Origin of the sequence: Achromobacter animicus, from assembly GCF_902859585.1 — a bacterium.
Lineage (GTDB): Bacteria > Pseudomonadota > Gammaproteobacteria > Burkholderiales > Burkholderiaceae_B > Achromobacter > Achromobacter animicus.
In genome coordinates this window covers 762,931-781,275 of record NZ_CADIJM010000002.1, presented here as the reverse complement: position 1 = coordinate 781,275, position 18,345 = coordinate 762,931, and the positions used below count along the sequence as shown (strand labels likewise).

General features: G+C 67.0%; 18 protein-coding genes. 7 read left to right on the top strand and 11 right to left on the bottom strand.

What is annotated here, in order from left to right:
- Positions 1–50: 50 nt before the first annotated feature.
- The 10 genes from HV681_RS08405 to HV681_RS08360 all read right to left on the bottom strand — a co-directional run bounded on the left by HV681_RS08405 (position 51) and on the right by HV681_RS08360 (position 8,459).
- Positions 51–410, bottom strand: a complete 360-nt coding sequence (locus HV681_RS08405; RefSeq protein ID WP_175122631.1) for a Rap1a/Tai family immunity protein — start codon at positions 408–410, stop codon at positions 51–53.
- A gap of 85 nt (positions 411–495) precedes the next feature.
- Complete coding sequence (locus HV681_RS08400) at positions 496–1,014, bottom strand: lipocalin family protein (protein WP_175122630.1); 519 nt, start codon at positions 1,012–1,014, stop codon at positions 496–498.
- An 11-nt stretch (positions 1,015–1,025) separates the two neighbouring features.
- Entirely contained in the window at positions 1,026–2,108 is a 1,083-nt protein-coding gene (locus HV681_RS08395) for an SAM-dependent methyltransferase (protein ID WP_175122629.1), read from the bottom strand.
- Positions 2,109–2,119: 11 nt separating this feature from the next.
- Entirely contained in the window at positions 2,120–2,887 is a 768-nt protein-coding gene (locus HV681_RS08390; protein WP_175122628.1) for a DUF1295 domain-containing protein, read from the bottom strand.
- Entirely contained in the window at positions 2,884–4,158 is a 1,275-nt protein-coding gene (locus tag HV681_RS08385; protein WP_175122627.1) for an SAM-dependent methyltransferase, read from the bottom strand. Before HV681_RS08385 ends, HV681_RS08390 begins: the two co-directional genes overlap by 4 nt.
- Entirely contained in the window at positions 4,155–4,931 is a 777-nt protein-coding gene (locus HV681_RS08380) for a DUF1365 domain-containing protein (protein WP_217467833.1), read from the bottom strand. Before HV681_RS08380 ends, HV681_RS08385 begins: the two co-directional genes overlap by 4 nt.
- Positions 4,928–6,193 carry an NAD(P)/FAD-dependent oxidoreductase gene (locus tag HV681_RS08375; RefSeq protein WP_175122626.1) on the bottom strand — a complete coding sequence of 422 codons (1,266 nt, stop codon included), beginning with the start codon at positions 6,191–6,193 and terminating at the stop codon, positions 4,928–4,930. The genes HV681_RS08380 and HV681_RS08375 overlap by 4 nt, the downstream gene beginning before the upstream one ends.
- A 2-nt stretch (positions 6,194–6,195) precedes the next feature.
- Complete coding sequence (locus tag HV681_RS08370; protein ID WP_175122625.1) at positions 6,196–7,128, bottom strand: acyl-CoA desaturase; 933 nt, start codon at positions 7,126–7,128, stop codon at positions 6,196–6,198.
- Between the two features lie 117 nt (positions 7,129–7,245).
- Positions 7,246–7,917 carry an anti-sigma factor gene (locus HV681_RS08365; protein WP_175122624.1) on the bottom strand — a complete coding sequence of 224 codons (672 nt, stop codon included), beginning with the start codon at positions 7,915–7,917 and terminating at the stop codon, positions 7,246–7,248.
- A complete protein-coding gene (locus HV681_RS08360) occupies positions 7,914–8,459 on the bottom strand; it encodes an RNA polymerase sigma factor (protein WP_175122623.1) in 546 nt (181 codons plus the stop codon). Before HV681_RS08360 ends, HV681_RS08365 begins: the two co-directional genes overlap by 4 nt.
- A gap of 214 nt (positions 8,460–8,673) precedes the next feature.
- Here HV681_RS08360 and HV681_RS08355 point away from each other — a divergent pair, with 214 nt between their 5' ends.
- From HV681_RS08355 to HV681_RS08330, 6 genes are all read left to right on the top strand, one after another.
- Positions 8,674–9,219 carry a DUF3455 domain-containing protein gene (locus tag HV681_RS08355; RefSeq protein WP_437340378.1) on the top strand — a complete coding sequence of 182 codons (546 nt, stop codon included), beginning with the start codon at positions 8,674–8,676 and terminating at the stop codon, positions 9,217–9,219.
- Positions 9,220–9,331: 112 nt separating this feature from the next.
- A complete protein-coding gene (locus tag HV681_RS08350) occupies positions 9,332–9,901 on the top strand; it encodes a sigma-70 family RNA polymerase sigma factor (RefSeq protein ID WP_175122621.1) in 570 nt (189 codons plus the stop codon).
- Positions 9,898–10,623 carry an anti-sigma factor gene (locus HV681_RS08345; RefSeq protein WP_175122620.1) on the top strand — a complete coding sequence of 242 codons (726 nt, stop codon included), beginning with the start codon at positions 9,898–9,900 and terminating at the stop codon, positions 10,621–10,623. Before HV681_RS08350 ends, HV681_RS08345 begins: the two co-directional genes overlap by 4 nt.
- Positions 10,624–10,774: 151 nt before the next feature.
- Complete coding sequence (locus tag HV681_RS08340) at positions 10,775–11,383, top strand: lipocalin family protein (protein ID WP_175122619.1); 609 nt, start codon at positions 10,775–10,777, stop codon at positions 11,381–11,383.
- A 16-nt stretch (positions 11,384–11,399) separates the two neighbouring features.
- Complete coding sequence (locus HV681_RS08335) at positions 11,400–12,950, top strand: cryptochrome/photolyase family protein (protein WP_175122618.1); 1,551 nt, start codon at positions 11,400–11,402, stop codon at positions 12,948–12,950.
- 130 nt (positions 12,951–13,080) lie between these two features.
- Complete coding sequence (locus tag HV681_RS08330) at positions 13,081–14,304, top strand: benzoate/H(+) symporter BenE family transporter (RefSeq protein ID WP_175122617.1); 1,224 nt, start codon at positions 13,081–13,083, stop codon at positions 14,302–14,304.
- On the opposite strand, the gene pdxR is transcribed toward HV681_RS08330, so the two are convergent.
- Complete coding sequence (gene pdxR / locus HV681_RS08325; RefSeq protein WP_175122812.1) at positions 14,293–15,789, bottom strand: MocR-like pyridoxine biosynthesis transcription factor PdxR; 1,497 nt, start codon at positions 15,787–15,789, stop codon at positions 14,293–14,295. The two genes, HV681_RS08330 and pdxR, sit on opposite strands and share 12 nt — an antisense overlap.
- Before the next feature lie 203 nt (positions 15,790–15,992).
- Here pdxR and HV681_RS08320 point away from each other — a divergent pair, with 203 nt between their 5' ends.
- Positions 15,993–18,281 carry a molybdopterin-dependent oxidoreductase gene (locus HV681_RS08320; RefSeq protein WP_175122616.1) on the top strand — a complete coding sequence of 763 codons (2,289 nt, stop codon included), beginning with the start codon at positions 15,993–15,995 and terminating at the stop codon, positions 18,279–18,281.
- Positions 18,282–18,345: the final 64 nt, after the last annotated feature.

The following is an 18,345-nucleotide window of genomic DNA, read 5'->3' as shown; positions in this document are numbered from 1 at the left end:
ATGCTGCCGGGGCGGCGCCAACGCATTGGTGCGCGCCAACAACGGTGGCCTTAACGGCAAGGAAACGAACGCGCCAGCGCCTCGCCAACCAGCGGTCCGGCGTTCGTTTTCAGGCGGCTGTCTGGCAGCGCAGTCAGATAGCTGTGCACCCTGTCCTTCAACTCATGCGGCAGGACACCCGTTCGGGTGCACCAGACCGTTCCTTGCGTCTGATCGGCAATCCCGCTCACATAGGCCTGCGCATACGCCGACGAGAACTGGCGGCCCAGCGAGGCATCGCGAATCTCCGACGGCATTTTTCCTTCCATGGCGGCGATCAGGTCGGCGCCGGAAAAATGCCAGGTCCGGACTTCCTGCGCCTGGCTTGCCACCGAGGCAGACAGCATGCAGATCAGCGCCACGCGTCTCATTGTCTTCGTTCCTATTCGCCACGACATGGGCAATGGAGCGAAGGATAGCGCAGGCGGGATGGCCGCCGCGCCTGCCCGTCCGCCATCACCGCTCGCAACGCTGCGGCACCTTGCGCGGCGCTTCCGTGTAACCCAACGCCGTCACCCTGCTCAGCAGATCGGCATAGACCGCATCGTCCAGGCACGGCACCCGGGCCATGATCCAGACGTAATCGCGCTTGGAGCGGCCAACGATGGTGATCTGGTACGACTCGTCGAGATAGGCGATGACGTACTCGGCCTTGATGGGCCAGATGAACTGCATGCCCCACACAGCATTGCCGGTGCCGGGCCGCACGGTGGCCACCGGGTGCATGGTGTCGATGGGCGCCTCGAAGCTGCCATCGCGGTAGCGGAAGTCCGTCTGCACCCGGCCGTCCGGCAGCAGCCGATAGCTTTCCACGGCGTCGTACGCGTTGCGCTCGGGCCAACTCGGAATGTGGGCGATTACATACCAGTCGCCCATGAAACGGTTCAGGTCCACGTGAGCCACCGGCGGCATGGGCGGCGGCGATGCGCAGCCGGCCAGCAGGGCCGTGACGCCAATACACAGGTTTCGCAACATGATGGTTCTCCTCAAGGCCGCGTGTAGCGGTAGTGCGCCACGCCCCACTGCTGGCCGTCGTCATAGCCAAAGAGTTCGGCGCAGGCCATCCAGAACATGCGCCAGCGCTGGTGCCACAAGCGGGCCAAGGACGGGCCGTAAGCGTCTGCCAACGCCGCCCGCGCCGTTTCCCGGCGCGCGTCCTGGTTGGCCAGCCAGTGGTTGGCGGTGCGGGCGTAATGCGTGCCGTCGAGAAACCAGCGCTCCTCAAGTCGCAGGTCTTGCTGGAAGTGCAGCAACGTCTGCGCCGACGGCATGATGCCGCCAGTGAAAAAGTGCCGTCCCATCCAGTTGCCGGCGCCGTCGGTCTCGAACGGGTAGGCGCGCTCGCGGTGCGCGAAGATGTGCACGAACAGCTTGCCGCCGGGCCGCAGCCACTGCGCAATGCGTGCCATCAGGTCCTGGTAGTTGCGCATGTGCTCGAACATTTCCACCGAAACGCAGCGGTCGAAGGCGGCGGCAGGCAGCGCCAGCACGTTGACATCGCAGGTCACGACGCGCACGTGCGACCAGCCGCGCTCCCGGCAACGCGCCTCGATGTGCTGGCGCTGGGTGGCCGAGTTCGACACCGCGGTGATGCGTGCGTTGGGAAAGCGCTCGGCCATCCACAGCGTCAGCGACCCCCAGCCGCAACCTAGCTCCAGGATGTCCTGGCCGTCAGCCAGCTCGGCGCGCTCGCCATACAGGCGCAGCATGGCGGTTTCGGCCTGGTCCAGCGTTTCGCTGCCCGTCGGGTAAAGGCAACTTGAATATTTCATGCGCGCGCCCAGGCAAAGCTGAAAGAACGCGGTCGGCAATTCGTAGTGCTGGGCGTTCGCGGCATCGGTGTGGATGGCGACGGCGCTGGTGCGCAGGCCGGCGATAAGCTGGCGGTCGCGCTCGCTCCAGGCCTCGATGCCGCCGGCGTATTCCTGCGACAGACGCTCGGCGCAGAGGCGCCGCATGCCCAGGCGCAGCAACCCATCGGGCAACAGGCCGAGCTCGGCCAGGCCGAGCAGACCGGGCGCGGGGCGGTCGGTGGGCAACGGAGTGTCGTGCAGCGTCGCGGTCGTCATGGCATGCCTCGTCAGGATTTCGGGAACCAGGGAAAGAACGCCGGCGTGCGGCGTTGGTAGTCGCGATAGTCGTCGCCGCGCGTGCGCAGCGCCTGTTGCTCGGTGAACGGAATGCCGCTGATCCAGCGCAGGAACACATACATCAGCACCGGCCCCAGCCAGGACAGCCACGCCAGCGGTGATCCCCACCCCAGGGCGACGTAGGCGAACCAATGGCACCACTCGAAGAAATAGTTGGGGTGGCGCGAATAGCGCCACAGGCCGACCCGGCAGGTCAGGCCGCGGTGGGTGGGGTTGTCGCGGAAGTGGTCGAGCTGGCGGTCGGCAATTACCTCGCCCGACAGGGCCGCCAGCCAGATCAGCAGGGCCAGCGCCACGGGCCAGCCCTGCGCCGGGCTGGCGCCTGCCGCCAGGAAGGGCAGGCAGAACAGCATCACCAGCCCGGCCTGGAACATGAACAAGCCGAAGAACTTGCCCTGGTGACCTTGCCAATGCTCGCGCAGCGCACGATAGCGGCCGTCCTCGCCTGCGCGCACGCGCCGCCACAGATGCCAAGCCAACCGCAACGACCACACCCCAGCCATCAATGCCAGCGCGAGCCTGGCGGCAAGACTGCCCGCGCCAGTGGCGGCGATCAGCAATGCCGCCGCGCCCATGCCCAGCGCCCACACCACGTCGACGATGCCGGCGTTGGCGCGGCGGCGCTGCCAGCGCCAAGCCAACGTCATGGCACCAATCATGCCCAGCGCAATGCAGAACCATTGTTGCCAGACCGTCATGGCGCCTCCCGCACCCAGCGCTCGCCCTCAGGGCGCGCCTGCGGATGCGTCAGCAGCAGGTGCGCAACGCCGATGGAACGTTCGCGAAAGCCGCCTTCGCAGTACGCCAGGTAGAACTCCCACAAGCGGCTGAAGCGCGCGTCGAAGCCTTGCGCCCGCACCTCGGGCTGCCGCGCCAGGAAGCGTTCGCGCCAGACCTGCAGCGTGCGCGCGTACGACAGACCGAAATCCTCCAGGTGCACCAACGCCAGATCGCAGGCGCGGGTCTTGGCGCGCAGCATGGCATCGATGGACGGAATGAAGCTGCCCGGGAATATGTGGCGCTTGATGAAGTCCACCGAGGCCAGCGCCTGCGCATAGCGGTGGTCCTCGATGGTGATGGCTTGAATCAGCGCGCGGCCATGCGGGCTGAGCAGGCTGGCGACCTTGGCGAAATAGGCTTCCAGGAAATTCGCGCCAACGGCTTCGATCATCTCCACCGACACCACCTTGTCGTACTGGCCTTGCAGATCGCGATAGTCCCACAGCACGACGCTGACCCGATCCTGCAGGCCGGCGGCGCGCACGCGCTCGACCGCCAGGTCATGCTGCTCGCGCGAGAGCGTGGCGGTGGTGACGTGGCAGCCGTAGTGACGCGCCGCGTGGATGGCCAAGCCGCCCCAGCCGCTGCCGATCTCCACCACGCGGTCCGTGGGACGCAGCGCCAGCTTGCGGCAGATCGTCGCCAGCTTGCGATGGGACGCCGCCTCCAGCGTGTCATCGCCGTCAGCCCACAGCGCGGACGAATACATCAGGTCGTCGGACAAGAACAACGCAAAGAACGGATTGCCCAGGTCGTAGTGGGCAGCGATGTTGCGGCGGCTGCCGTCGCGGGTATTGCGGTTGCCGGCATGCCAGCGCCGCAGCGCCCATCCCGCCAGCCGCGCCAGCCCCGACTCCATGGCGTCCAGCGTGTCGCGGTTGCGCACCAACAGGCGCACCAATCCGACCAGATCGTCGCAGCGCCACAGGCCGTCGCCGTAGGCCTCGCCCGCGCCGACGCTGCCTTGCGCGGCCACCAGCCGGTAAAAGCCCAGGTCACTGACCGTCAGGCGCACGCACGGCTCGCCGCGGCCCAGCGTGACGCTGCCCAGCCCGTCTTCGATCAGCAGCCGGCCATGGTCCAGTGCCGACAGACTGGCAAACAGGCGCTGGCGCAACAGCCGCTCCAGCGGACTGGCACGGCGGCTGGCCGCGACCGAGGCATGTTCCGAGGGCGTCATGGGTTTCATCGCGGTTCTCCGTTGGGCGTGCGGGGATGGTCGTAGACGGGATTGCGCTTGAGCCACAGACGCAGCGCCTGCCAATGAATGGCGCCGACGACTTGCAGCGTCATCAACGGGTAGCGCCACAGCAGGCGCGCCAGCGCGGCGCCGTCCAGCATGCGGCGTTGCAGATCCAGACGCGCGTCAAACTGCGCCACGCCTGCCCGGCTGACCCGCATGTGCACCCGCAGGTCGTCGGCGGGCAGGTTGAATCGCCAGTCATAAGCGCAATCCATCGGCAGGAATGGCGATACGTGGAAGCGCTTGTCGAAGCGCCAGGCCAGCGCGTCGCCCTCGCGCTCGGCGGCGGTGGCCGGCAGCACCACGCAATGGCGCTGCTTCCACGGCGTATTGGTGATCTCGGCCACGATGGCCGCCAGCGTCTGGCCATCCGCGTCAAAGCAGTAATAGAAGCTCACCGGATTGAAGACGTAGCCGGCGTAGCGCGGGTGCGCCAGCAGTCGGATGGGTCCGTCCGGCACGTCTCCCAGATGCTCCCGCAGGCGCTGCCGAACCGCCTGCGCCAGCGGCAGGCCTTCGCCGGCGTCGAGATAATCGGCCCTGCGCCACTGCGCCAGATTCGGGCGCTCTACCGACCACAGCCAGCGATCCTGAAACACGCGGTCGATCTCATCCAGGTCCAGGTAAAGCTGCGCCATGCGGTAGCCGAAGCCATGCGCGTGCGGATGGTGGCGCCGGTGAATCACCCGGCCCTCGTAGACGGCGCTCTGCTGGATCATGCCGCCTCCCTCTCCCGCACCCGCGGCTGTTCCAGGATGCCGCGCACCACGTCCAGCGCGCTCGCCACGCCGTCTTCATGAAAGCCCCAGCCCCAATAGGCGCCGGCGTACCAACTGCGCCGGCGCCCCGATATCTCCGCGCGGCGCGACTGCGCGGCCACGGCTTCGTGGGTGTACACGGGGTGGTGATAGCGCATGCGCGCCAGCACCGCGTCCGGATCGATGGCATCGCTGCGATTCAACGTCACGATGAAGGGCTGCGGCGACCTGATGCCCTGCAGCAGGTTCATGCAATAGCTGACCGAACACGGCGCGTCCGGATCGGCCGGCACGTAGGCGTTCCAGGCGGCCCAGGCCTTGCGCTGATGCGGCAACAGGCGCGCGTCGGTATGCAATACCACGTCGTTGTCCTGGTAGGCGATGGCGCCGAGGACCTCGCGTTCCTGCGGCGTCGGGTCGGCCAGCAGCGCCAGCGCCTGGTCGCTGTGGCAGGCGAAGATCACCTCGTCATGGTGGTCCTGGCCATCGGGCGTCATCACCTGCACGCCGCCCGGCAGGCGCCGGACGGCGCGCACGGCGCAGTTCAGCCGCTCGCGCACCGCCCATTGCCGGCGCATGGCGTCGATATAGCGGCGCGATCCACCCTGCACCACGCGCCACTGCGGCCGGCCGTTCAGGCGCAGCATCTGGTGGTTCGCCATGAACCGCACCAGGTATCGCGCCGGAAACGCCAGGATGCGCGAGGCCGGCGATGACCACAGCGCCGACGCCATCGGAATCAGGTGGTCGGTGCGGAACGCCTCACCGTAACGGTGTTGCGCCAGGTATTCGCCCAGCGTAGGGCCCGGCTCCGGCGCGCGCAGCAGTGCAGGCGCCTCGCGGTAGAAGCGGATCAGGTCGCGCACCATGCCCAGAAATCGCGGCGACAGCAGGTTGCGCCGCTGGCAGAACAGCGTGTCCAGCGAGGCGGCGTTATAGGCAAGACCGGCCGCTTCCTTGTGCACCGAAAAGCTCATGCTGGTGGGCTGCGACGCCACGCCCAATTCCTCCAGCAGCGCCGTGAAATTCGGGTAATTGAGCGGGTTGTGGACGATGAATCCGCTATCGACCGCATAGCGCCGGCCGCCCTGTTCGACCCTGTGCGTATGCGTATGCCCGCCCAGATAGTCGTTGGCCTCGTACAGCGTGACATCGTGGTCGCGGCCCAGCCTCCAGGCGCAGACCAGTCCCGCGATGCCCGAACCGATGATGGCGATGCGCATGCTCACTCCTTGGCAGCGGCCAGCGCCCAATCCGGCACGGCCTTCAGGTCCCAGATGAGGCCGGTGGCGGCCAGCAGGCGCAGGCCGTACCAGGTGATGTCGATCTCGCGCGGACGGAAACCCTGACGCGCCGATCCCGGATAGAAGTGATGGTTGTTGTGCCAGCCCTCACCGAACGTCAGCAGCGCAAGCCACACGTTGTTGCGGCTGTCATCGGCGGTGTCATAGCGCCGCTTGCCGTAGCGGTGCGCCAGCGAGTTGATGGTGACGGTGGCGTGGAACAGGGACACGGTCGAGATGAAGAAACCCCACACCAGCATCTGCGGCCCGTCCGTGCCCAGGCCGGGCGCCACGCGCGCCAGCAGCGCCCCCAATCCGTAGCACCCCACCGCCAGCGCCAGCGGCACCGCGGCGTCGAAGCGGTCGAGCCAGCGCAGTTCGGGGAAGCCGCGCAGATCCGGCACGCGCGCAAGGTCGGTGGCGAAGGCGCGGCGCGTCAGGAACCAGCCCATGTGGCTCCACCAGAAGCCGTGATGGCGCGGAGAATGCAGGTCATGCGCATCGTCGGCATGGCGATGGTGGTGCCGATGGTGGGCCGCCCACCACAGCGGACCGCGCTGCGCGCACGATGCCCCCAGCACGGCGAACATCCACTGCATGCCGCGCGACGTGCGGAATGTGCGATGCGAGAAATAACGGTGATAGAAGCCGGTCAGAGCAAACATCCGCACCGCGTAGAGCGCCCCCGCCACCACCAGCGCAACCGGCGAGACGCCGGTCCACAGCACACCCAGGCAGCCGGCGTGCAGCAAGGCGAAAGGCAAGGCGCGGGTCCAGTCGATGCGATCGGGATCGCCGCCTGGCGCGTCCTGCGCCTGCGTATCGACCCAGCGCCGCATCGAAGCGGTCCAGCCGGTAAGAATGGAGCGCATCATGCTGTCCTGTGGGAAACGTAGGGGGATATACGGTCCCGGCACAGCATCGGATGCGTAGGTGAAAACCCTGGTGCGAAGCGAGCCGCGGCAAGCGCGCGGCCCCGCTCAAGAAGCGGCTCAGATCTTGAGCACGTCGCCCTTCATGATGACCGGGCCGGTGGGCTTGCCCGACGGCGACCCGCCCGGCGGTTCGAGCGTGATGGCCAGGGTCTGCCCGCCTTCCAGGCCTTGCGCGCGCGGCAGCGCCGTCTGGCCATCGGGGGCCACCACCCCGACGGATATCGGCGCCTGTCCCGGCGGAATCACCCAGAGCTCCAGGGCCTTGCCGTCGGCGCGCGAGGCCAGATCCTGCAAGGCATGCACGTGCAGGCCGCCGCGCTCGTCGGCGCGCACCACCAGCATGGCCTGCGCCTCGGGGCTTTGCAGCACCGCCATCAGCTGCGTGCGCGCGGCGCGGTCAACCTGCATGGGGTAGATCGCCACCCCTGCCACCAGCAGGGCCGCCAGCGCGCCGCTGACCACGCGCCAGAATGCCAGGCCCTGCCAGCCGCGGCCGCCACCCGGCTTCAGGCGCGATTCGATGGCGCGCCACACGCGGCGTGGCGGCACCCGGGCCGGCAGCGACCACAACAGGGGGTAGATGTCGTTTTCCCATTCGCGCACCTGGCGGCGCAGGTTGGCGTCGGCGGCCATCAAGCCCTCGAAACGGCGGCGTGCGCCCCCGCGCATGGCGCCGGCCACGTAGTCTGCGGCAAGCCGCTCGCGCAGTTGAGGATTGGTGTAGTTCATGACAGACACCTCTTGAGCCGGTCCATGCCGCGCCGCACCCAGCTCTTGATCGTGCCCAGCGGGGCCTCGAGGCGGCGGGCGATCTCGCTGTGGCTGAGGTCGTCGAAAAAGGACAGCGCGATGGCCGCGCGTTGCTGACCTTCGAGCTGTTTCAGGCAGTCCGCCAGACGCTGGCCGTCCTGGTCGCGTTGCAAACGTTCGAACGGGCCGGGCGCGTCATCGGCCCAGGCCTGCGTCAATGCGCCGTCGGCATCGGGGCGTTCCAGGTCCGGCCGGCGGAGCATGTCGATGCAACGGTTGCGCACGATGCGCGTCATCCAGGTCATGACTTGGCTCTGCTCCGATGAATAGCGGGCGGCATTGCGCCAGATATTGATGAAGCTGTCCTGGAGGACTTCCTCTGCCCAGTCGCTTCGCCGCAATATACGTACCGCGAGCGCGAACAGATGCGGGGAAGTCTGACGATAGAGTTCCGCCAGCGCGGACTCCTGGCCGCGAGCGCACTCCTGTATCAAAGCCTGCAGACGAAGCGGATCGGGCATGGCGGCTATCCGGGGTCACTGGCATTCAGGCCGCGCGACGACAAAACGGCGCTCGGGGGACGGATGTCTTGCAGCGGATGATACAGGCAAGTCCAGGCCGCGAAATATTTTCCGCGGCCTGCATCCAACTGCGGCTCCCGCGTGTAGTACCAGCAACGGCGCACATTCCGTGCGCCGTATCCGCAGCGTTTTACTGCGCAGGAGACCGCTCATGATGACTCGCCACACCCCCGCCAACGGCCTTTTCGCGGCCGCAATGCTGGCCGCTTGCGGCATGCTGCAAGCTTCTCCGGCCCTGGCCGCCTCGCAAGACGCCCTGCCCGCTTCTGTTCAGGTGCCCGCCGGCCACAAAGTGGCATGGGAAACCGTCGGCACGGGCGACATCACCTATGAATGCCGCGCCAAGGCCGACGCCAAGGACCAGATGGAATGGGTGTTCGCCGGTCCCAAGGCGGTGCTGAAAGACCGCCAGGGCAAACAGGTCGGCACCTACTATGGCCCGCCCGCCACCTGGGAAGCCGCAGACGGCTCCAAGCTGACCGGCACGCAGGTCGCCGTGGCGCCGGCCGGCGCGGGCAACCTGCCCTATCAATTGGTCAAGGCCAATCCCGCCATGGGCGCCGGCGCCCTGACCGGCGTCACGTATATCCAGCGCACGGCGCTCAAGGGCGGCGTGGCGCCGCAGACGCCTTGCACGAAGGCCGGCGAACGCAGCCAGGTGTCTTACCAGGCCGACTACATCTTCTGGAAGGCCAACTGACACCGGGCAGGCAGGCCCCTGGCGGCAACGGGACTCCGGTAACATGCCTGGATCCGCCGCCGCCCGGGGCTTGTCAGCCCGGTCCGTGCCCACCCCTTCCTGCTCTGCGCGCATGCCGAACCGACCTGATCCGGACTTCGATTACACCGCGGCCCTCGAGCAGTGCGCCGCGGGACGCCGCTCGGCGCTGGAGGCCCTGTACCGCCAAGAAGGCCCCCGTTTGCTGGGCGTCGCGCAGCGCATCGTGCGAGACCGCGCCCGGGCCGAAGACATCGTGCACGACGCTTTCGTCAATATCTGGAACCGGGCTGGCAGCTTCGACGCCACGCGCGGTTCGGCCCGCGGCTGGATCTACAGCGTCGCGCGCAACCTGGCGCTGAACGCCGTGCGCGACGGCCGCCACGAAACCGCCGTCGACGACGACACCGCCGCCGCGCTGGATGCTCGCGACGCAATGGACGCCTGGCACGACACGCGCGACGCCTTCGACTGGCGCGACAGCGCCGGCCGCATCGGCCCGTGCCTCGAACAACTGGAACCCGTGCGCCGCAACTGCGTGCTGCATGCCTACGTGGAAGGCCTGTCGCACAGTGAAATCGCGCAGCGCCTGGGCGCGCCGCTGGGCACCGTCAAAGCCTGGATCAAGCGCAGCTTGAAAGCGCTGAAGGAATGCCTGGCATGAGCGCCCCGTCCCCTTCCCCCGACAACCTGGATGAACTGGCCGGCGAATACGTGCTGGGCACCTTGTCCGCTGCGCGCCGGCGCGACGTCAACGCCCGCCTGCCGCACGATGCCGCGCTGCGCGCCGCCGTCGACCGCTGGGAAGAACGCCTGCTGCCGCTCAGCAGCCTGGCCGTGCCGATCGAGCCCTCCCCGGGCCTGTGGCCTCGCATTGCGGTTACGCTGGATCGCCAACGCGCGGCCCCGCAAGCCGCGCAGCCGGCGCGCCCGGGTTGGTGGGACAGCCTGTTCTTCTGGCGCGGTGCGGCCGCCAGCGGCCTGGCTGCTGCCCTGGTGCTGGCCGGCACGCTGGCGCTGCGGCCCGCGCCCGCGCCGGGTCCCGTGCAGTACATGGTGGTGCTGGTCGCGCCCCAATCACAGACGCCGGGCTGGGTCGTGCAGGCCAGTGCCGGTCAGCGCGAAGTGCAACTGGTGCCGATCGCGGCCATGCAGGTGCCGGCTGATCGTGCGCTGGAATTCTGGACCAAGGCCGACGGCTGGGCCGGTCCGGTCTCGCTGGGCCTGATCAAACCGGGCGAGCCGGTGCGCATCCCGCTGGACAAGCTGCCGCCGCTGGAACCGAATCAGTTGTTTGAGCTGACGCTGGAACCGGCCACCGGGTCGCCCACCGGCAAGCCGACCGGGCCGATCCAGTTCATCGGCCGCGCGGTAAAGGTGATGTAGCGCCGGCCCGCCTGAATCGGCGCCGGCCCAAGCTCGGGACCTGAAGCCGGCCTGAAGCCCATGAATTGTTTCCTTTCTTTCCGAACTGGAACCAAGGGCGCAGACCCCCGCAAATATAATTTCCGAGATTCAAATTCAGCGGAGGTTTTTCATGCGCCATGCAGAAGCCGGTCGTCGTTTCATCCACCCGTTGCGGCGCGTCGCCCCGTGGCTGGCCTTGGGACTGTTGGGTTTGACGTTGTATGGCTGTGCCGCGACGACGCCGCCCAAAGGCGTGACACCCGTTGGCTCCTTCGACGTGCATCGTTATGAAGGACGCTGGTTCGAAATCGCGCGGCTGGACCACAGCTTCGAACGCGGCATGACAGACGTCACCGCCCACTACACGCTGCAAGACGACGGCACCGTGCGCGTCATCAACCGCGGGTTCGACCCGGCCAAGGGTTCGCAAGGCGATTGGCGTTCGGCGCAGGGGCGAGCCCGCTTCACGGGTGACCCATCGGTGGCATCGCTGAAAGTGTCGTTCTTCGGCCCCTTCTATGGCGGCTACCATGTGGCCGCATTGGATCCGGATTATCGCTGGGCCCTGGTCGTCGGCCCGGATCGCAGCTACGCCTGGATTCTCGCGCGTGACAAGACGCTTGGCCGCGATACGCGCGACGACATCCTGCGCCGCGCCAAGGCGTTGGGCCTGGACACCGACGCATTCATCTGGGTCAGCCAGGAACGCGAACAGCCGCCACTGGAACCGGCCTCCTGATGCAAAGCCGCGCGCCATGACATCCGAGCGCGCGAGGGCGCACACCCTGCGCCTGATTCTCGGCGACCAGTTGAACCCGTTGCACAGCTGGTTCGCCCGGACCGACCCGAACGTCGTGTATGTGCTGATGGAAGTGCGTCAAGAGACGGACTACGTGCTGCACCACGCGCAAAAAATCCTGGCGATATTCGCCGCCATGCGCGATTTCGCGCGGCATCTGCGCGAGGCGGGACATCGCGTGCGGTATGTCGCCATCGACAATGCCAGCAACCGGCAGAACATCACCCAGAATCTGGCAGCGTTGATGGCCCACTATGGCGCCCGAGAACTGGACTACCAGCAGCCCGATGAGTGGCGCGTCAGCGAAGTCCTTGGCGCCTGGAGTGCGTCGCAAGCATTCTCTGTCCGGGAAGCCGACAGCGAGCACTTCTACACGACGCGTGACGAGGTGGCCAAGTTCTTCGCCCCACGCAAGAACTGGCTCATGGAGACGTTTTACCGTCATATGCGCCAGCGCCATGGCGTACTCGTGGACGAATCGGGCGCGCCCGCGGGCGGCCGATGGAACTTTGACCACGACAACCGCAAGTCCTGGCCTGGAACGCCGCCGCTGCCGCCGGACGCGCGGCCCGAGCATGACCATCGCGCGTTGTGGGAAACGGTGTGTCAGGCAGGCGTGCGAAGCTTTGGAAATCCGCAAGCCGATCACTTCCGCTGGCCGTTGAATCGCACGCAGGCGTTAGCGTGGCTGGATCATTTCATCCAGCACACCTTGCCCAACTTCGGGGCTTACGAAGACACCATGAGCGCGGGCAATCCGCGCCTGTTTCACTCGCAGTTGTCATTCGCCCTGAACACCAAGATGCTGCACCCAGACGAGCTGGTGCGGCAGGCGCAGGCCGCCTACGAAACGGGGCGCGCGCCCTTGGCAGCGGTCGAGGGCTTCATCCGGCAGATCCTGGGATGGCGCGAATATGTGCGTGGCGTGTACTGGGCGCACATGCCGGGTTACGAGACGCGCAACGCCTTGGCGCACACACGCCCGCTGCCGACGTGGTTCTGGACCGGAAAGACCACCATGCGCTGCATGCGCGACGCCATCGGCAATTCGCTGGACAACGCCTACGCGCACCATATCCAACGCCTGATGGTCATCGGCAACTTCGCGCTGCTGGCCGGTCTGGACCCTGCCGAAGTGCACCGTTGGTATCTGGGCGTGTACATCGATGCGTTCGAATGGGTCGAACTGCCCAACACGGTTGGCATGAGCCAGTTTGCCGACGGTGGTCTGCTGGGCACGAAACCCTATGCCGGCAGTGCGTCGTACATCGACCGAATGAGCGATTACTGCCGTGGATGCTCGTACGACAGGAAACAGAAGACAGGCGATCGCGCCTGTCCGTTCAACGCGCTGTACTGGGATTTCTTTGCTCGCCATCAACCGCAGCTCAAGGACAACCGGCGCCTGGCCATGGTGTACCAACGCTGGCGGGACATGCCCGAGGACGCGCAGACGGCGTTGCGTGAGCACGCGGCGTTGACGTTGACACGCCTGGACGAGCTTTAAGAAAGGTTCCACTTCAGAAGCGGTCTGCCCGCCCGGCGGGATGTGGCAGGTATCAACCTGCCGCGCCCCCCATAGACTCCCCGTTCAAGTCCGGCCCGCGGCCGGGCGCCCCTTGAATGCGGAGTGATTCATGACAGCACCTCGGGCGGGTATCCGACTCGCCGACTTCCTATCCCCGACCGTCGCGGCCCTGATATCGGTGTTGGTGAACTATGGCGGCACCTTTGTCCTGGTGTTTCAGGCGGCAGAGCTGGCCCGCTTGACGCCGGCGCAGACCACCTCCTGGGTATGGGCGGTATCCATCGGGGTGGGCGTGACCGGCGTGCTGCTCAGCTGGCGCTACAAGGCGCCCATCATTACGGCGTGGTCCACGCCCGGCGCCGCGTTCCTTGCCACGGTCATGCCTTTCACGCCTTATCAGGAAGTCATCGGCGCGTACATGTTGTCGGCGCTGGGTTTCATCGTGCTGGGACTGTCGGGTGCATTCGAAAAGCTTGTGCGCAGGATCCCGGCTGGCATTGCCGCCGGACTGCTGGCGGGCATCCTGCTGCAGTTTGGCGTCAATGCCTTTGGCGGCGCCAGCGCCGACCCCCTGCTGGTGATCGTGCTGGTGGTGTCCTACGCGCTGCTCAAGCGCTTCTCCTCGCGCTTCGCCGTGATCGGCATCCTGGCCATCGGCCTCGCATTGCTCATCGCGCAGGGCCGGATCGACTTCTCGGCGGTCCATCTGCGCCTGGCGGCGCCCGTGTTCGAAACGCCCGGCTTCTCGCTGCAGGCCGCGCTGGGCGTTGCGCTGCCCCTTTTCATCATCACGCTCACGGGTCAATACATGCCCGGCATGCTGGTGCTGCGCAACGATGGCTACCGGACCAGCGCGAATCCGATCCTGACCGTGACGGGACTGGGCTCGCTCGTCATGGCGCCTTTCGGCGCGCACGCATTCAATGTCGCGGCGATCACCGCCGCCATCTGCACCGGCAAGGACGCCCATGAAGATCCCGCCAAGCGTTACATCGCGGGTCTGGCCTGCGGTGCGTTCTACATTCTGGTCGGCACCTTCGGCGTTACGTTGGCGACACTGTTCATGGTGCTGCCCAAGGCATTCATCACCACGCTGGCCGGCCTTGCCTTGCTTGGCGCGATTGGCGGCAGCCTGGCCAACGCCATGGCCGACGCGCGCACGCGTGAGACGGCGCTCATCACCTTTCTGGCCACCGCCGCGAACGTCACGATGCTAGGCGTGGGCGGCGCATTCTGGGGCCTGGTGGCCGGCTTGACCGCGCATCTGCTGATGCACGGCGGCCCTCAGGGACGGCACTCCATGCTGCCCAATCAAGGCCGGTCAAGCCCTTGACAGCGCGTTCTCCAGACGCAGCACGGCGTCCTCGATCTCGTAGGCCGTCAACGACGCATAGCCCAACAGCCAGCCCGGCTGCTTGTACGGGCCGGCATACAGCCGGCTGAGGCCGGGCAGGCGCAGGCCGGCGCGCTCCGCCAGAAGCAGGGTCCTTTCCTCGGACCAGCCCGGCTCGAGCAGGCACGGGATCTGCAGGCCGCCGGGGGGACGCACGGCCTGCACGACGTGGCCCAGCCGCTTGACCAGCGACGCCAGCAGAACCTCGCGGCGCCCCGCGTACAGCTTGCGCATCGCCCGCACGTGCGAATGGTAATGACCGTCTTCCATGAAGCGGGCCAGTGTCAATTGCAGTATCTGCGGCGTGTGTCCGTCCATGATGCTGCGCGCCCGTGAAAAGGCGTCGACCAGTTCCGGCGGCAGCGCCATGTATCCCATCCTCAGGCCGGGAAACAGCGTCTTGCTGAATGTACCCAGGTACAAGGTGCGCTGATGCCGGTCCAGACCCTGCACGCAAGCAGTCGGCAAACCGTCGTAATGGAATTCGCTGTCGTAGTCGTCCTCGATGATCCACTTGCCATGGTCCGCGGCCCAACCGATCAGCTCCAGCCTGCGTTCCAGCGACAACGTCACGCCCGTCGGATACTGGTGCGACGGCGTCACATACACGCAATTGGCGCCGCTGCGGTCCGCGCGCAGGAGGTCCATGCGTATGCCCTGCGCGTCGACGTCTATCGGCACGACCCGCGTTTCGGCGGCCTCGAACGACTTGCGGGCGCCGAAGTAACCGGGGTTCTCCATCAGGATGGGCTTGTCGGCGTCGGCCAGCAGGTGCGCGCACAGGAAGAGCGCTTGCCGGGTGCTGCTGAGCACCAGGACCTGCTCGGGCACGACCTTGGCGCCACGCTCCAGATTCAGATAGGCAGCGATGGCGCGGCGCAGCGGTTCAGCGCCTTGCGGTTCGCCATGCAGCAGCACGTGGTTGCGGCTGTCCTTCATGACTTGGCGCTGCAGGCGTTCCCAGACGCCAGTGGGAAACGTGCGCGTCTCGGGCAGGCCGGTGGCGAACGCCTTGATGACCTGCTGGTCTGACACGCCGCCGCTATCCAGGATCGCCCGCCCGCGCCGGCTCAGACCCGCACCCGGCTGCGCCGCGCCGGGCTTGCGCTCCAGCCTTGCCCGCTTGCGCGTCGCGCCCCGCAGTTCGATTCCCACCGTCTCGGACACATAGCTGCCCGAGCCCTCGCGACGCACGATGTAGCCATCGCGATGCAATTGCACGTAGGCGTTTTCGACGGTGTCGCGCGACACGCCCAGCGACTTGGCCAAGCTGCGCGTCGCGGGCAGCTTGACCCGCGGTCCCAGCGCGCCGTCCAGGATCAGCGCGCGCAGCGCCCGCTGGATGCGCTGATGCAGATCCAACCGCTGGAGCGCCGCCTCGTTCATTTGAATCTTGAGCGTATCCAGCTGGAATGTCGTTGCCATACGGTTGTTGAACGGTCTGCTGATCGGCACGGAAATGGCCGGTCCTGACCGGCCATTCTAAGTCACTGCCGGGCGATGCCCGCGAAGGTGATGCATCGGGCCTGCACCCGCCGCAGTATGATTTCGACGATCAAGCCATCAGCCATGGCGCCGGATTCCGGGTCAGGCTGATCCAGGATCGAACCGCACTCTGAGTTTTCCGCATGGCACGTACGCGTCACCCCTCGCTCGCGCATTGGGGCGCCTTCACGGCAATCACCGAAGCCGGCCGCCTGGTCGGCTGCGAGCCTTTTGAGCCGGATCCGGCGCCCTCGCCCATGCTGGATTCCATACCAGAGATAGTGCATTCGCCACTGCGCGTGCGCCGTCCCGCGGTGCGGCGCGGCTGGCTTGAAGGCCGCCGCGACCGCGAGGGCGACGACTACATCGAAATTTCCTGGGACCGCGCGCTGGATCTCGTGTCGGGCGAGCTGACGCGCGTGCGCGCCAAGCATGGCGCTGCCGGAATATTTGGCGGCTCGTATGGCTGGTCCTCGGCCGGGCGGGTCCATCATGCGCGCAGCCTGATCCGGCGGTTCCTGTTCCTGGGCGGCGGCTGCGTCGATCAGATCGGTAATTACAGCTGGGGCGCTGCGCAGTTTCTGCTGCCGTATGTCATCGGCACCACCTCTCCCGTCAGCGGCGATGTGACCGATTGGGACAGCGTGCTGGAACACACCCGGGTGCTGATCGCGTTTGGCGGCATTCCGGTCAAGAACAGCCAGGTGACGTCAGGCGGCGCAGGTCTGCACAACCTGCCGGGATGGTTGGGCGAGGCCCAGCGGCGCGGCATCAAGCTGGTGGTGGTCAGCCCCACCCGGGCCGACATTCCCGCCGAAATGGCGGCCGAGTGGCTGCCGATACGGCCCAACACCGACACGGCGTTGATGCTAGGCATGGCGCATACCCTGCTGACCCAGGACCTTCACGACGCGGCATTTCTAGCCAGCCATTGCACCGGGTTCGAGCGCTGGGCCGCGTACTTGCGCGGCGATACTGATGGCCAGCCCAAGGACGCGGCGTGGGCCGCGGCCATCACCGGCATTCCCGCGGCGCGCATTGCGGCGCTGGCACGCGAGGCCGCAGAGCAGCGCAGCCTGTTGACGGCTGCGTGGGCCTTGCAGCGTGCGCAGCATGGCGAGCAGCCGTATTGGGCATTGATCGGACTGGCGGCCATGCTCGGCCAGATCGGCCTGCCCGGCGGCGGCTTTGCCTTTGGCCATGCCTCGTTGAACGGCGTCGGCCAGCCGCGCCGCCAGGTGCCGGGGCCGGAGATTCCCGTGCCCAAGAACCCGTCGGGTTTGGCGATTCCTGTCGCGCGCATCGCGGACATGCTGCTGGCGCCGGGCACGGAATACGAATTCAACGGTGGGCGCCATGTGTACCCGGACGTGAAGCTGATCTTCTGGGCCGGCGGCAATCCCTTCCATCACCATCAGGACCAGAATCGCTTACGGCAGGCCTGGAACAATCCCGAGACGGTGATCGTGCACGAGTCCCTCTGGACACCGTTGGCACGGCGCGCCGATATCGTGCTGCCCGCCACGACGGCGCTCGAGCGCGAAGATGTGGGCGGGTCGTCGCGCGATCCTTACGTGTTCGCCATGCATCGCGCCGTGGAGCCGCAAGGCGAGGCACGAAACGATTTCGACATCTTCGCGGAACTCGCGCGCCGCGCCGGCTTTGGCGAGGCATTCACCGCGGGGCGCGATGTGCCCGGCTGGTGCCGGCATGTCTATGACGGCATGCGGGCGGGATGCCAGGCGCGGGGCGTGGAACTGCCTGACTTTGACACCTTCTGGGCGCGCGGGCATGCCGAAGTGCCGCCGCCCGAAACGCCCTACGTGCTGTTTGAGCGCTTTCGGCAGGACCCAGCCGCCAACCCGCTGTACACAAAGTCCGGGCGGATCGAGCTGTATTCCGAAGCGGTGGCCGGTTATGGCTATGACGATTGCCCCGGGTATCCGGCCTGGCTGCCGCCGACCGAATGGCTGGGCGCGCCGGCCGCCGAGCAATGGCCGCTGCATCTGCTGACCAATCAACCGCGCACGCGGCTGCACAGCCAACTGGATCCCGCCAGCCTGTCGCGCGCCGGCAAGGTGTCCGGCCATGAGCCCATTGCGATCAACCCGCTGGATGCGGCCGAGCGCGGCATCAGCGAAGGCGATGTGCTGCGGGTGTTCAACGACCGTGGCGCCTGTCTGGCGGGTGCGGTGCTGGACGACGGGCTGTCGCGCGGCGTGGTGATCATGGCGACCGGTGCCTGGTCGGATCCCGACGGCCCTATGGACCGGCATGGCAATCCGAACGCACTGACCGCGGACATCGGAACCTCGCGGCTGACGCAGGGCCCCAGCGCCCAGACCGCCCTGGTGCAGGTGGAAAAGTATCTGGGCGAGCCGGTGCAGCATCGGGCCTGGGAACTGCCCGTGTTGCTGTCCGGGGCGGCGTAGTACCGCAACCCGCCCCGCGACAGTCAAGTAATTCCGCGACATATCCTTAGAACGGCACGTTTGA

What these genes read in the sequence shown, in the direction of transcription:
- HV681_RS08405 (WP_175122631.1), bottom strand. Translation starts at nt 410, where the DNA reads ATGAGACGCGTGGCGCTGATCTGCATGCTGTCTGCCTCGGTGGCAAGC.
- HV681_RS08400 (WP_175122630.1), bottom strand. Translation starts at nt 1,014, where the DNA reads ATGTTGCGAAACCTGTGTATTGGCGTCACGGCCCTGCTGGCCGGCTGC.
- HV681_RS08395 (WP_175122629.1), bottom strand. Translation starts at nt 2,108, where the DNA reads ATGACGACCGCGACGCTGCACGACACTCCGTTGCCCACCGACCGCCCC.
- HV681_RS08390 (WP_175122628.1), bottom strand. Translation starts at nt 2,887, where the DNA reads ATGACGGTCTGGCAACAATGGTTCTGCATTGCGCTGGGCATGATTGGT.
- HV681_RS08385 (WP_175122627.1), bottom strand. Translation starts at nt 4,158, where the DNA reads ATGAAACCCATGACGCCCTCGGAACATGCCTCGGTCGCGGCCAGCCGC.
- HV681_RS08380 (WP_217467833.1), bottom strand. Translation starts at nt 4,931, where the DNA reads ATGATCCAGCAGAGCGCCGTCTACGAGGGCCGGGTGATTCACCGGCGC.
- HV681_RS08375 (WP_175122626.1), bottom strand. Translation starts at nt 6,193, where the DNA reads ATGCGCATCGCCATCATCGGTTCGGGCATCGCGGGACTGGTCTGCGCC.
- HV681_RS08370 (WP_175122625.1), bottom strand. Translation starts at nt 7,128, where the DNA reads ATGATGCGCTCCATTCTTACCGGCTGGACCGCTTCGATGCGGCGCTGG.
- HV681_RS08365 (WP_175122624.1), bottom strand. Translation starts at nt 7,917, where the DNA reads ATGAACTACACCAATCCTCAACTGCGCGAGCGGCTTGCCGCAGACTAC.
- HV681_RS08360 (WP_175122623.1), bottom strand. Translation starts at nt 8,459, where the DNA reads ATGCCCGATCCGCTTCGTCTGCAGGCTTTGATACAGGAGTGCGCTCGC.
- HV681_RS08355 (WP_437340378.1), top strand. Translation starts at nt 8,674, where the DNA reads ATGACTCGCCACACCCCCGCCAACGGCCTTTTCGCGGCCGCAATGCTG.
- HV681_RS08350 (WP_175122621.1), top strand. Translation starts at nt 9,332, where the DNA reads ATGCCGAACCGACCTGATCCGGACTTCGATTACACCGCGGCCCTCGAG.
- HV681_RS08345 (WP_175122620.1), top strand. Translation starts at nt 9,898, where the DNA reads ATGAGCGCCCCGTCCCCTTCCCCCGACAACCTGGATGAACTGGCCGGC.
- HV681_RS08340 (WP_175122619.1), top strand. Translation starts at nt 10,775, where the DNA reads ATGCGCCATGCAGAAGCCGGTCGTCGTTTCATCCACCCGTTGCGGCGC.
- HV681_RS08335 (WP_175122618.1), top strand. Translation starts at nt 11,400, where the DNA reads ATGACATCCGAGCGCGCGAGGGCGCACACCCTGCGCCTGATTCTCGGC.
- HV681_RS08330 (WP_175122617.1), top strand. Translation starts at nt 13,081, where the DNA reads ATGACAGCACCTCGGGCGGGTATCCGACTCGCCGACTTCCTATCCCCG.
- pdxR (WP_175122812.1), bottom strand. Translation starts at nt 15,789, where the DNA reads ATGGCAACGACATTCCAGCTGGATACGCTCAAGATTCAAATGAACGAG.
- HV681_RS08320 (WP_175122616.1), top strand. Translation starts at nt 15,993, where the DNA reads ATGGCACGTACGCGTCACCCCTCGCTCGCGCATTGGGGCGCCTTCACG.